This is a genomic window from uncultured Algibacter sp. (assembly GCF_947495925.1).
GTDB lineage: Bacteria > Bacteroidota > Bacteroidia > Flavobacteriales > Flavobacteriaceae > Algibacter_E.
The window spans coordinates 356,338-368,688 of sequence record NZ_CANMAU010000006.1; the positions used below are offsets into that span (position 1 = coordinate 356,338).

A 12,351-nucleotide genomic window follows, 5' to 3' on the forward strand; every position below is an offset into this window, starting at 1 on the left:
GAGGCTTTTTTTTAATTCTTCATTTACTTATAAAATTATAGATACGCTCAAAATTAATTGACTGGGCCTAGTATCAATTCTATTTTCGGTGTTAATAATATTGTCATTAATAAAGGTAGCTTCATTTTTACTAAAGCCACGTTCGTACCTTAAATCAATACCCAACTTTTTTAAATTAAAGGCAACTCCAAAATTTAAACCAGCAGAAAATTCCTTTTCAATATCATTTATTGTAATTCCCGAAAATTTACTATCAAGAATGTATTGAAATGATGGACCAGCGAATGCGCTTAATGGACCAATAACTTTTATGCCCACCAATAAAGGAACATCAAGTTTCTGCATTTTAAATGTGTCTTGGTCATAATCACTTTTTGTATGGGTATAAACAAGCTCTGGCTTAAAATAGAGGTCTTCACCAAACTTACCAAAGACACCAACATGAAATCCCGAGTTACTGTTAGGGTTTTTATAGGTATTACTAACAGACTCAAAATAGTCGCCGTTTGAATTGTAATTTAGTCCTCCCTTAATCCCAAAACCTTTTGCCGTTTGCCCGCTTACAAGAGTCGAGGTTGTTACTGAAAAAAAGAAAAGATAAAATGATACTTTTCTTAAATTCGTTGGTTTAATTAAGTAGGTGTACACTTTTTTTAAATGTTTCATAAGATTCGTTTTTTGATTTCTATTCATTAACTCAAAAACGTTGCCAAAGGTATATTATTTTCTCATCAGGCAATCAATATCCTATTTGAGTTAATTATCTTTGTCCACTTATCTCACAAAAATGAAATTTGAATTAAAAGCACAAGATGCACAAAGTAAGGCAAGAGCTGGTAAAATTACCACAGATCATGGCGTGATTGAAACTCCAATTTTCATGCCTGTGGGTACTGTGGCAACCGTTAAAGGCGTGCATCAGCGTGAGTTGAAAGATGATATAAATCCTGATATTATTTTAGGAAATACGTATCATTTATATCTAAGACCCCAAACTGGTATCATTGAAAAGGCTGGTGGCCTTCATAAATTTATGAATTGGGATAGAAATATTTTAACCGATTCTGGAGGTTATCAGGTGTACTCCCTTTCTGCAAATAGAAAAATTAAAGAAGAGGGCGTTAAATTTAAATCTCATATTGATGGTAGTTACCATACATTTACTCCTGAGAATGTTATGGAAATACAGCGCTCAATTGGAGCTGATATTATAATGGCTTTTGATGAGTGCACTCCATATCCGTGTGATTATAATTATGCAAAACGATCTATGCATATGACGCATAGATGGTTAGATAGATGTATTAATCATTTAGAGAAAACACCTTTAAAGTATGATTATAACCAGGCATTTTTTCCAATTGTTCAAGGAAGTACCTATAAAGATTTAAGAAAGCAATCGGCTGAATATATTGCGAAAGCAGGAGCTGTAGGAAATGCTATAGGAGGTTTATCAGTTGGAGAGCCTGCTGATGAAATGTATGCTATGACCGATGTGGTTTGTTCTATTCTGCCCGAAGAGAAACCGCGTTATTTAATGGGAGTTGGCACGCCAATCAATATTTTAGAAAATATTGCGTTAGGAGTAGATATGTTTGATTGTGTTATGCCAACTAGAAATGCCAGAAATGGTATGCTATTTACAGCATATGGTACGATCAATATTAAAAATTTAAAGTGGGCTGATGATTTTTCACCTATTGATGAAATGGGGATAACATTTGTTGACACTGAATACACTAAGGCGTATTTGAGACATTTGTTTACTGTAAATGAATTATTAGGAAAACAAATAGCAACGATACATAATTTAGGTTTTTATTTGTGGTTGGTTCGCGAGGCTAGAAAACATATATTAGCAGGAGATTTTAGAACATGGAAAGATAAAATGGTAAAGCAAATGGATAATCGTTTATAAGTAAATGAAAATCTTAGATTGGTACATATTAAAGCGTTATTTGTTTACATTTTTCATGATGCTATTGCTATTTATTCCTATAGCTATAACAGTACACCTTGCAGAAAAAATTGGTAAAATTCTTGAAAATGAAGTGCCCTTAAATGCGGTTTTAATTTACCTTTTAGATTTTACAGTTTATTTTGCCCATTTGCTTTTTCCTTTATTTTTATTTCTATCGGTGATATGGTTTACTTCAAAATTGGCCAATAACACAGAAATTGTTGCTTTTTTAAGTTCAGGTGTTTCTTTTACTCGCTTTTTAAGGCCTTACTTAATAGGGGCGTCCGTAGTGGCATTTTTATCTATTATTTTAGGACTTTTTCTTGCTCCAAAAGCCAGCGAGGGCTTTAATGATTTTACTTATAAGTATTTGAAAAAAGGAAGGCAAGCTGTTGATAATATTAATGTTTTTAGGCAAATTAATGATAATGATATCATTTACGTGAGTAGTTTTGACGTAAAAAATAGCCTTGGTCATAACTTTACTTTAGAACATTTTGAAGAAAACCAGCTTAAATATAAAATTACTGCAAAAACTATTAAATATGTGGAAGGAGACACCGTTTATAGGTTGACAAATTATTTAAAAAGAGATATAGGTAAGTATGAAGATTCCCTTGAGATTATTCAAAAGAAAGACACGCTGTTTTCTTTTGAAGTAGACGATTTAATTCCGGTTATTTATGCGGCAGAAACAAAAATGTATGGCGATTTAAAAAACTTTATTGCTAAGGAAGAAGCTCGAGGTTCATCAAATGTTGGTCGTTTTAAATTGGTGCTCTATAGAAAATGGAGTTTGCCAGTTTCTGTTTTTATATTAACCATTATAGCAGTTGCCGTATCTTCAATTAAAAGGCGTGGAGGTATGGGGATTAACTTAGCTGTTGGGATTTGTATTGCAATGATTTTCGTGTTCTTTGACAAGGTTTTTGGTGTTATGGCCGAACAATCAGATTTCCCACCATTAATCGCCGTGTGGTTTCCCAATTTCATTTTTGGTATTTTAGCTATATACCTTTTGTATAATGCCAAACGCTAAGCTTAAAAATCAATTACATCTCCATTTTTTAGTTTTTATAGCTGGTTTTACAGCCATTTTAGGTGAATTAATTAGTATTAATGCTATTTCTCTAGTTTGGTATAGAATGATTTTAGCTTCGCTTTTAATGTTCATCTACATTAAGTTTAGAAAGGTAAATTTAAAAATAAGCCTACAATCTGTGTTTAGGCTATCCATTGCCGGAGTTTTAATTGCACTTCACTGGATTACTTTTTTTGGAGCTATTAATGAATCAAATATTTCTATAACCTTGGCTATGTTTTCAACCGGAGCTTTTTTCGCTTCTTTTATAGAACCTTTGATTTATAAACGCACGATCATATGGTATGAAATCCTCTTCGGAATTGTTGTAATTATAGGAGTTTTTATAATTACTCAAAGTGAAATTAAATACCTTACAGGGATCATGCTGGGAATAATTTCTGCATTTTTATCATCATTGTTTTCGGTTTTAAATGGTCATTTTTTGAAACAGCACACGGCTACAGTTATTTCGTTTTATGAATTTTTAAGTGGCGTTCTTTTTATATCCCTTTATATCATGTTTTTTGGTGAAGGTTTTTCTTCTGGTTTTTTTGCTATTAGTTTATCAGATTTTAAATATTTATTCATTTTGGCTTCAATTTGTACTGCTTACGCGTTTATAGCCTCGGTGCATATAATGAAGGTGATTAGTCCTTACACTGTGGTTTTAAGCTATAATTTGGAACCTGTATATGGTATCATTATGGCTATAATTTTGTTCCCAGAGAAAGAAAAGATGAGTCAGAATTTTTATTATGGTGCTTTTGTTATTATTTCCGTAGTTATATTAAATGCTGTTTTAAAGCATAGGCGGAAATTAAAAAAGAAATAATTCTTGACATCATAATCAAGTTTAAAGTTTTTATATTTGCATCCTAACCAATACTTAAATAGCTAAATAAAATTCTTATGGAATATTTAGAATTTGAACTTCCTATAAAAGAGCTTGAAGATCAATTACAGAAATGTAAAATAATTGGAGAAGAGAGTGAAGTAGATGTTACCGAAACATGTGCGCAAATAGAGAAGAAGTTAAAAGATACTCAAAAAAAATTATATAAAGATTTAACCCCATGGCAACGCGTGCAATTGTCGCGTCATCCAGATAGACCGTATACGTTAGATCATATTAAAGCTATTTGTAAAGATTCTTTTTTAGAATTACATGGTGATCGAAATATAAAAGATGACAAAGCCATGATTGGTGGTTTAGGAAAAATTGGAGATCAGAGTTTTATGTTTATTGGTCAACAAAAAGGGTTTAATACAAAAACGAGGCAATATCGAAATTTTGGAATGGCAAATCCGGAAGGCTATAGAAAAGCATTGCGTTTAATGAAGTCTGCTGAAAAATTTGGAATTCCTGTGGTGACTTTAATTGACACGCCGGGTGCTTATCCGGGATTAGAGGCTGAAGAACGTGGTCAAGGTGAAGCCATTGCTAGGAATATTTTAGAAATGACGCGCTTAAAAGTACCTGTAATAACTATTGTAATAGGTGAGGGTGCATCTGGAGGAGCATTAGGAATTGGTGTTGGTGATAGAGTATTAATGCTAGAGAATTCTTGGTATTCTGTTATTTCACCAGAAAATTGTTCTTCAATTTTATGGCGTAGTTGGGAATATAAGGAGCAAGCTGCTAAAGCTTTAAAGTTAACAGCAACAGACGCAATGAAAATAAAAGTAGTTGATGGTGTGATTAAGGAACCTTTAGGCGGTGCGCACAGAGATCGCGAAAAGACATTTAAGGCTGTCAGTGAAGCGATTTTAAAATCTTATGATGATCTTAAAAAGTTATCACCAGAAGATTTAGTTTCAAAGCGCATGGAAAAATATGCAAACATGGGCGTATTTAAAGGCTAAGTCTTTTAAAACCAAAACATATTAAAAATCTGAAGTTAAACGCTTCAGGTTTTTTTATGCTTGTTGACAATATTTTTAACTTATTAACAGTTAAATTGTTAACGAGTAGTTAACAAACCTGATACCTAAAATTCACTAAAAACTCTTCTTTTTAATTACTTTCGTAGTTATGAAACAACCCAATCAACTAACAGGATACAAAGTCGACAAAAGTACCCTTATCAACTTAGAGAAGGGTAAGATACCGCCTCAAGCACTTGATTTAGAGGAAGTTGTGTTAGGAGCGATGATGATTGACAAAAAAGGTGTTGATGAAGTTATTGATATTTTAAATCCCGATGCTTTTTACAAAGAAGCTCATCAACATATTTTTGAGGCCATTTTTCAGTTGTTTGAAAATAGTGAACCTGTTGATTTATTAACCGTTTCTACCCAATTAAAGAAAAATTCAAAGTTAGAGCTTGCAGGTGGTGATTTTTACTTAATTTCTTTAACTCAGAAAGTATCCTCTTCAGCGCATATCGAATTTCATGCACGCATCATTTTACAGAAGTTTATTCAGCGTAGCCTGATAAAAATATCAAGCGAAATTATTGAAGATTCTTATGATGAAACTAAGGATGTTTTTGATTTATTAGACAATGCAGAGTCGAAACTGTACGAGGTTACTCAAGGTAATATTAAAAAGTCGAGCGAGACCGCTCAAGACCTAGTCATCCAAGCCAAAAAGAAGATTGAAGAAATTTCTAATAAAGAAGGTTTAAGTGGTATCCCTACCGGTTTTCATAAGTTGGATAAATTAACTTCTGGGTGGCAACCTTCAGATTTAATTATCGTAGCGGCACGTCCTGGTATGGGTAAAACTGCTTTAACGCTGTCTATGGCACGAAATATTGCTGTTGATCAAAATATACCTGTTGCTTTTTTCTCTTTAGAGATGGCATCGGTGCAGTTAATAACTCGTCTTATTTCGAGTGAAACTGGATTATCATCTGAAAAATTACGTACAGGGAAATTAGAAAAACATGAGTGGGAGCAATTAAACGTTAAAGTAAAAGGTCTAGAAAAAGCACCTCTGTTTATTGATGATACACCATCACTTTCTATTTTCGATTTAAGAGCAAAAGCGCGTCGTTTGGCTTCTCAACATGGCATTAAAATGATCATGATTGATTATTTACAATTAATGACTGGTGGTACAAGCCATGGAGGAAATCGTGAGCAAGAAATCTCAATGATTTCTAGAAACCTTAAAGCACTAGCTAAAGAACTTATGGTACCCGTAATTGCATTATCTCAATTATCACGTGCTGTTGAAACTCGTGGAGGAAGTAAGCGTCCGTTATTATCAGATTTACGTGAATCTGGAGCCATTGAGCAGGATGCTGATATCGTATCGTTTATCTACAGACCAGAATACTATAAAATTGATGAATGGGATGATGAAGAACGTTCACCAACAGAAGGTCAGGCAGAGTTTATTGTAGCCAAACACCGTAATGGTGGTTTGGAAAATATCCGCTTGAAATTCTTAGGACACCTAGGTAAATTTGATAATCTTGATGATTTTGATTCACCATTCGAGTTTCATTCAAAAATGAACGCCGCTGCAAATGATGACACTTTTAAAGCAGATAATTTTAAGGCGAGTCCAGATCAAGCCTTTGGTAGTTCTTTTAACGACGACGATAATGAGGTTCCTTTTTAAGGTGCTATTAAAAACCTAATGTTTTTATAAAATATTTATTAAGGTTCTATTTTTAAGTATCTTTCAAGCCATGAAGAAAGCCCTGCTTGTATTCCTACTATTTGTTTCTACGAAAACCTTCGCTTCCTATATTTTGGTGCCTATGGATGCGGAAAGTCAAAAAAACCATCTCAAAGCCTATGGTATTACTTATTGGACTCTCAGTAATGAGCTAAAAGTAAAGTGGCTGTTAAATTATAGGGGAGGGGCATTTTTATTGCCAGATACGGAAGCTATTCAAAGAGAATGTCAGATAAGAGGTGTATCTTTTGAGGTTATTTCTAATGCTAAAACAGAAAGTATTCTTGAGGAAATAAGTAGCCCTAGCCACAATATGGAAGCGGTTGTACTAGAAAAAGCACCAAAGGTTGCCGTATATACACCTAAAGGTAAACAGCCTTGGGATGATGCTGTAACAATGGTTTTACAATATGCAGAAATACCTTATGAAACTGTTTATGATGAAGAAGTTTTAAATGACGGACTATTAGTATTCGATTGGTTGCATTTGCATCATGAGGATTTCACTGGGCAATATGGGAAGTTTTATGCGCAATATAGAGCTGCCGCTTGGTATATTGAAGAGAAAAAAAATGCTGAAATCTTAGCACAAGAACTAGGTTATAGCAAAGTATCTGAAGAAAAGTTAGCGGTGTCATTAAAAATACGTGACTATGTAATAGGAGGTGGTTTTATGTTTGCCATGTGCAGTGCTACAGATAGTTTTGATATAGCACTTGCTGCAGAAGGAGTGGACATATGCGAACCTATGTTTGATGGAGATGGGAGTGAAGCAGGATATCAGAATAAAATTGATTATAACAAAACTTTTGCTTTTAAGGATTTTCTATTGGAGCGAAACCCAAAGGTTTATGAGTTTTCATCTATTGATATGACCAGGAAACGTATGATTCCTAAAACAGCAGATTATTTTTCATTGATGGAATTTTCAGCTAAATGGGATCCTGTTCCTACTATGTTGTGTCAGAACCATACGGCTTTGGTAAAAGGGTTTATGGGGCAAACAACCTCGTTTAATAGTGAAGAGATAAAGTCAAATGTCTTGGTGCTTGGAGAAACTAAAACCAATGGAGAAGCCAAATACATCCATGGTATTAAAGGCAAAGGTTTTTTTACCTTTTATGGAGGTCATGATCCTGAAGATTATCAACATAGGGTAGGAGATGCTAAAACTGAATTAGACTTGCACCCTACATCTCCTGGTTATAGGTTAATTTTAAATAACGTTTTGTTTCCTGCGGCAAGAAAGAAAAAACAAAAAACCTGATGCTATTTTTTCAAAACGAATTGAAGCTTAAACCTTATTCAAGAGGCTTTCATTTGATTACTGAGGAAGTTATAAAAGGTATTCCGGAGCTTAAACAGATAAAGAAGGGACAACTTCAGGTCTTTATAAAGCACACTTCAGCAAGTTTGACTATTAATGAAAATGCTGATTTTACAGTGCGAAGTGATTTTGAAAGTCATTTTAATAAGATGGTACCAGAAGGAGCAGTATATTACAAACACACTTATGAGGGACCAGATGATATGCCCGCTCATATTAAATCGTCTTTATTGGGGACTTCAGTGCAAATCCCAATTACTAATGGTAAGCTAAACTTGGGTATTTGGCAAGGTATATATTTATGTGAGCACAGAAATTACGGAGGTGGAAGGAATCTTATTATCACAGCTTTTGGGGAATAAGTAAAGGTGTTTTTCTATGGTGTATTTTGGCGGATCATGCGTTAGGGATTGATGCGGCATCCTTTTTTGAGGAACGAGAAAAAGATATAGCGGAAAGCCCGACCCGAATTTGAGAGGGGAACGCCATAAAAAAAAGTCCGACTCTTTCGAATCGGACTTTCTATTAAGCGAATAATATGTTTTACAATAGGCTAAGCGCCTTATTTTACTTTATCAATTACAGCTTTAAAAGCTTCTGGGTTATTCATAGCTAAATCTGCTAAAACCTTACGGTTTAATTCAATATCATTAGCTTTTAATTTCCCCATAAATTGAGAATAAGATAAACCATGTTCTCTGGCTCCTGCGTTAATACGCGTAATCCATAAGGCACGGAATGTTCTTTTTTTATTTCTACGGTCTCTGTACGAGTATTGCATCGCTTTATCAACCGCATTTTTTGCTACTGTCCAAACGTTTTTACGTCTTCCAAAGTAACCTTTTGCTTGTTTTAGAACCTTTTTTCTTCTGGCTCTTTTTGCTACAGAATTTACTGATCTTGGCATAATTTTAATGTGTTTTGTAGTAGGCGGCTAGTAAACTAACACTTTAATTGAGCCTAACTCCAGGGTTTATAAATTGTTTTAACCAATTAAAACGTTTGTTACTTTAAACGTAACATGGTTTTAATATTGTTCTCATCAGATTTATCTACTAAACCATCATGAGTTAATTTAAGCTTACGCTTTTTTGACTTCTTTGTTAAGATGTGACTCTTAAAAGCGTGCTTTCTTTTAATTTTACCAGTACCTGTAAGCTTAAAACGCTTTTTGGCACTAGATTTTGTTTTCATTTTAGGCATTTCTTTTCCTAGTTTTTAATTATTGCGCTTAATTATTGTGTGCTGAATCTATTTCAGCATCTCATTATTATATGAGATATATGATTTGTTATTACTTTTTTGGAGTAATAAACATGGTCATTCTTTTACCTTCTAGTCTTGGCATTTGCTCTACTTTACCAAGTTCTTCAAGATCCTGAGCTAGACGTAATAATAAAATTTGTCCTTGCTCTTTAAAAATAATAGATCGCCCTTTAAAGAAAACAAAAGCTTTTAGCTTTGCGCCTTCTTTTAAGAATTTCTCTGCGTGTTTCTTTTTAAACTGATAATCATGATCATCAGTTTGAGGACCAAAACGGATTTCTTTAATAACAACTTTAGTTGCCTTAGACTTTAAAGCCTTATCCCGTTTCTTTTGTTCATAAAGAAACTTTTTATAATCCATAACCTTACAAACAGGTGGATCTGCATTTGGAGAAATCTCTACAAGATCTAATTCCTGCTGGTTTGCTATTCTCAAGGCGTCTCCTTTGGTATAAATACCAATCTCTACGTTGTCTCCAACAAGACGTAGTTTTTGAGCAGTAATCTTAGAATTAATCTTATGCTTATCCTCTTGTGAAACCCTTCTAGGTTGCTGTCTTCTTCTAATTGCTATGGCGTTATGGTTTTAAATTAAACTTATATTATCTTAAAACGATTTTAACGTTTTTTTGATGTCTTCTTTTATTATTTCAGAGAAAGCTTCTACAGAAATCATGCCTAAATCTGCACCACCATGCTGACGTACCGTAATTTTGCCTTCCTTTTCTTCTTGCTCACCAATAATGATCATATAGGGGTGTTTTTGAATTTCGGCTTCCCTAATTTTCTTCCCTATAGTCTCATTTCTATGGTCTACAAGGGCGCGAATTTCGTCATTTTCTAGCAAATTTAAAACTTTTTCAGAGTATTTTTCGTATTTCTCGCTAATCGATAATATAATCGCCTGAGTTGGCATTAACCAAAGCGGGAAGTTTCCTCCTGTATGTTCTAATAATAAAGCGATAAAACGTTCCAGACTTCCAAATGGCGCACGGTGAATCATTATCGGTCTATGCGACTCATTATCACTACCTTTATACATCAATTCAAAGCGCTCAGGTAAGTTGTAATCTACTTGAATAGTACCTAGTTGCCAACGTCTCCCCAAGGCATCTTTAACCATAAAGTCTAGCTTAGGTCCGTAAAAGGCAGCTTCCCCAGTTTCAACAACATAATCTAAGCCTTTATCTTGTGCTGCATTTATAATGGCCTGTTCCGCTTTTTCCCAGTTGGCAACATCTCCTATATATTTGTCAGGATTCTCAGGGTCTCTTACTGAAACTTGAGCCGTAAAGTTTTCAAAACCTAAAGAGCCAAAAACATAAAGCACTAAGTCAATCACATTTTTAAATTCTTGATCTAATTGAGCTGGAGTACAAAATATATGAGCATCATCTTGCGTAAAACCGCGTACACGAGTTAAACCATGTAGCTCACCACTCTGTTCATATCTATAAACAGTCCCGAATTCTGCATAGCGTATAGGTAAATCCTTATAGCTCCATTGAAAATTTTTGTAAACTTCGCAGTGGTGCGGGCAGTTCATGGGTTTTAATAAAAACTCCTCATCTTCTTTTGGTGTGGTAATAGGTTGAAAACTATCTTCACCATATTTAGCATAATGCCCAGAAGTAACATAAAGTTCCTTCTGCCCAATATGTGGTGTGACTACCATTTCATATCCGGCTTTTTTTTGTGCAGCTTTCAAGAAGTTTTCTAAACGCTCGCGTAGAGCTGCGCCTTTAGGTAACCATAGCGGGAGTCCTTGTCCGACTTTTTGAGAAAATGTAAAAAGTTGAAGCTCTTTACCAAGTTTTCTATGGTCGCGTTTTTTGGCTTCTTCAAGCATGTTTAAATATTCGGTTAGTTCCTTTTGTTTCGGGAACGATATACCATAAACACGAGTTAGCTGTGGCTTGTTTTCATCACCACGCCAATAAGCTCCAGCAACACTTAAAACCTTAATAGCTTTTATAATGCCTGTATTAGGGATATGACCACCACGGCATAAGTCGGTAAAAGTAGCGTGGTCACAGAATGTAATAGTGCCATCTTCTAAGTTTTCAATTAACTCCGTTTTAAAAGGGTTATCCTTATAGAGTTCTAAAGCTTCAGCTTTTGTAGCAGATCGCATTTTAAAATCGTGCTTTCCTCTTGCTATTTCTAAAACTTTAGTCTCAATAGCTTTAAAGTCTTTTTCAGAAAGGGTATGCTCACCAAAATCTACATCATAATAAAACCCATTCTCAATGGCAGGACCAATAGTAAGTTTAGACCCTGGATACAATTCTTCTATAGCCTGTGCTAAAACGTGGGCTGATGAATGCCAAAAAGCAGTTTTACCAGCATCATCTCGCCATGTATATAAAACCAATGAACCATCGGTGGTCAATGGTGTTACAGTTTCCACGGTTGTACCGTTAAAATTTGCTGAAATCACGTTTCTAGCAAATCCCTCACTTATACTTTTAGCAACATCCATGGGTGTAACGCCTGCATCAAACGTCTTTACACTTCCATCAGGTAAAGTAATATGTATCATAAATCTAATTAAAATTCGGCTGCAAAGATAATGGTATAAACAAATCCATGCAATATATATACCTATATATGTATCACTAATTTTTTCAGGGCGTTCCCTCTGGGGTCGGGCTATTCATTATAAGTCCGCGCTCGTACCTCGCTGTGGGCTTTCCATTGGTATCCCTAACGCAGCTTTGTTGGTTTTGCTGATTGTGCACATATAAGGAATAAGGGGGGAGGGTTGTTATTGATACAGGTATTGTTTGTCTGTGAGTAAAAAAGAGGGGCTATATTAAAGTTACAGGTAGAGAGTTAAAAAGTAGTTAAGGCTTACATGTTATATATATGAAGGAAATAAAAAGTTATTCGTTTGTAAAGAAATGGAGTCTAATATAAGTTTATTAAAGCTTGATTTGGTGTTAAGAAGTTATTAAGTGATAGATTATAGGATTTAATAAAAAGGGATTAATGCGATTTGTTCGCTTATATTAAAAAAAGTGGATTGATAAACTACGGTTTATTAGGGAGTTAAAAGTTTTGGTAAAAAAAAGGCAAAAAAA

General features: G+C 34.4%; 12 protein-coding genes. 7 read left to right on the forward strand and 5 right to left on the reverse strand.

Going from position 1 to position 12,351, the window contains the following annotated elements:
• Positions 1-27: 27 nt before the first annotated feature.
• The gene (locus Q0857_RS14580) at positions 28-666 is read right to left on the reverse strand and encodes a porin family protein (protein WP_298536713.1); all 639 of its coding nucleotides are present in this window, start codon (positions 664-666) and stop codon (positions 28-30) included.
• 121 nt (positions 667-787) lie between these two features.
• Between Q0857_RS14580 and tgt the strand changes: the two genes are divergently transcribed.
• The 7 genes from tgt to Q0857_RS14615 all read left to right on the forward strand — a co-directional run bounded on the left by tgt (position 788) and on the right by Q0857_RS14615 (position 8,364).
• Positions 788-1,918, forward strand: coding sequence for a tRNA guanosine(34) transglycosylase Tgt (gene tgt, locus Q0857_RS14585; RefSeq protein WP_298536716.1), 1,131 nt, complete (start codon positions 788-790; stop codon positions 1,916-1,918).
• 4 nt (positions 1,919-1,922) lie between these two features.
• Positions 1,923-2,999 carry an LptF/LptG family permease gene (locus tag Q0857_RS14590; protein ID WP_298536719.1) on the forward strand — a complete coding sequence of 359 codons (1,077 nt, stop codon included), beginning with the start codon at positions 1,923-1,925 and terminating at the stop codon, positions 2,997-2,999.
• Complete coding sequence (locus Q0857_RS14595) at positions 2,986-3,876, forward strand: DMT family transporter (RefSeq protein ID WP_298536722.1); 891 nt, start codon at positions 2,986-2,988, stop codon at positions 3,874-3,876. The genes Q0857_RS14590 and Q0857_RS14595 overlap by 14 nt, the downstream gene beginning before the upstream one ends.
• A 77-nt stretch (positions 3,877-3,953) precedes the next feature.
• On the forward strand, positions 3,954-4,907 hold the full coding sequence (locus tag Q0857_RS14600; RefSeq protein ID WP_298536725.1) for an acetyl-CoA carboxylase carboxyltransferase subunit alpha: 954 nt from the start codon (positions 3,954-3,956) through the stop codon (positions 4,905-4,907).
• A 169-nt stretch (positions 4,908-5,076) separates the two neighbouring features.
• Complete coding sequence (dnaB, locus tag Q0857_RS14605) at positions 5,077-6,615, forward strand: replicative DNA helicase (protein WP_298536728.1); 1,539 nt, start codon at positions 5,077-5,079, stop codon at positions 6,613-6,615.
• A 142-nt stretch (positions 6,616-6,757) separates the two neighbouring features.
• Entirely contained in the window at positions 6,758-7,942 is a 1,185-nt protein-coding gene (locus tag Q0857_RS14610) for an asparagine synthetase B (RefSeq protein ID WP_298536771.1), read from the forward strand.
• The gene (locus Q0857_RS14615) at positions 7,942-8,364 is read left to right on the forward strand and encodes a secondary thiamine-phosphate synthase enzyme YjbQ (RefSeq protein ID WP_298536731.1); all 423 of its coding nucleotides are present in this window, start codon (positions 7,942-7,944) and stop codon (positions 8,362-8,364) included. Before Q0857_RS14610 ends, Q0857_RS14615 begins: the two co-directional genes overlap by 1 nt.
• A 200-nt stretch (positions 8,365-8,564) precedes the next feature.
• On the opposite strand, the gene rplT is transcribed toward Q0857_RS14615, so the two are convergent.
• The 4 genes from rplT to thrS all read right to left on the reverse strand — a co-directional run bounded on the left by rplT (position 8,565) and on the right by thrS (position 11,810).
• Positions 8,565-8,909 carry a 50S ribosomal protein L20 gene (rplT, locus tag Q0857_RS14620; RefSeq protein ID WP_136479789.1) on the reverse strand — a complete coding sequence of 115 codons (345 nt, stop codon included), beginning with the start codon at positions 8,907-8,909 and terminating at the stop codon, positions 8,565-8,567.
• A gap of 98 nt (positions 8,910-9,007) precedes the next feature.
• A complete protein-coding gene (gene rpmI / locus Q0857_RS14625; protein ID WP_298536737.1) occupies positions 9,008-9,205 on the reverse strand; it encodes a 50S ribosomal protein L35 in 198 nt (65 codons plus the stop codon).
• A gap of 91 nt (positions 9,206-9,296) precedes the next feature.
• A complete protein-coding gene (gene infC / locus Q0857_RS14630; RefSeq protein WP_298536774.1) occupies positions 9,297-9,842 on the reverse strand; it encodes a translation initiation factor IF-3 in 546 nt (181 codons plus the stop codon).
• 33 nt (positions 9,843-9,875) lie between these two features.
• Positions 9,876-11,810, reverse strand: a complete 1,935-nt coding sequence (gene thrS, locus Q0857_RS14635) for a threonine--tRNA ligase (protein WP_298536740.1) — start codon at positions 11,808-11,810, stop codon at positions 9,876-9,878.
• Between the last annotated feature and the right edge of the window lie 541 nt (positions 11,811-12,351).

Excerpts from the sequence above, each read along its gene's own strand:
- Q0857_RS14580 (WP_298536713.1), bottom strand. The coding sequence starts at position 666 with ATGAAACATTTAAAAAAAGTGTACACCTACTTAATTAAACCAACGAAT.
- tgt (WP_298536716.1), top strand. The coding sequence starts at position 788 with ATGAAATTTGAATTAAAAGCACAAGATGCACAAAGTAAGGCAAGAGCT.
- Q0857_RS14590 (WP_298536719.1), top strand. The coding sequence starts at position 1,923 with ATGAAAATCTTAGATTGGTACATATTAAAGCGTTATTTGTTTACATTT.
- Q0857_RS14595 (WP_298536722.1), top strand. The coding sequence starts at position 2,986 with ATGCCAAACGCTAAGCTTAAAAATCAATTACATCTCCATTTTTTAGTT.
- Q0857_RS14600 (WP_298536725.1), top strand. The coding sequence starts at position 3,954 with ATGGAATATTTAGAATTTGAACTTCCTATAAAAGAGCTTGAAGATCAA.
- dnaB (WP_298536728.1), top strand. The coding sequence starts at position 5,077 with ATGAAACAACCCAATCAACTAACAGGATACAAAGTCGACAAAAGTACC.
- Q0857_RS14610 (WP_298536771.1), top strand. The coding sequence starts at position 6,758 with ATGGATGCGGAAAGTCAAAAAAACCATCTCAAAGCCTATGGTATTACT.
- Q0857_RS14615 (WP_298536731.1), top strand. The coding sequence starts at position 7,942 with ATGCTATTTTTTCAAAACGAATTGAAGCTTAAACCTTATTCAAGAGGC.
- rplT (WP_136479789.1), bottom strand. The coding sequence starts at position 8,909 with ATGCCAAGATCAGTAAATTCTGTAGCAAAAAGAGCCAGAAGAAAAAAG.
- rpmI (WP_298536737.1), bottom strand. The coding sequence starts at position 9,205 with ATGCCTAAAATGAAAACAAAATCTAGTGCCAAAAAGCGTTTTAAGCTT.
- thrS (WP_298536740.1), bottom strand. The coding sequence starts at position 11,810 with ATGATACATATTACTTTACCTGATGGAAGTGTAAAGACGTTTGATGCA.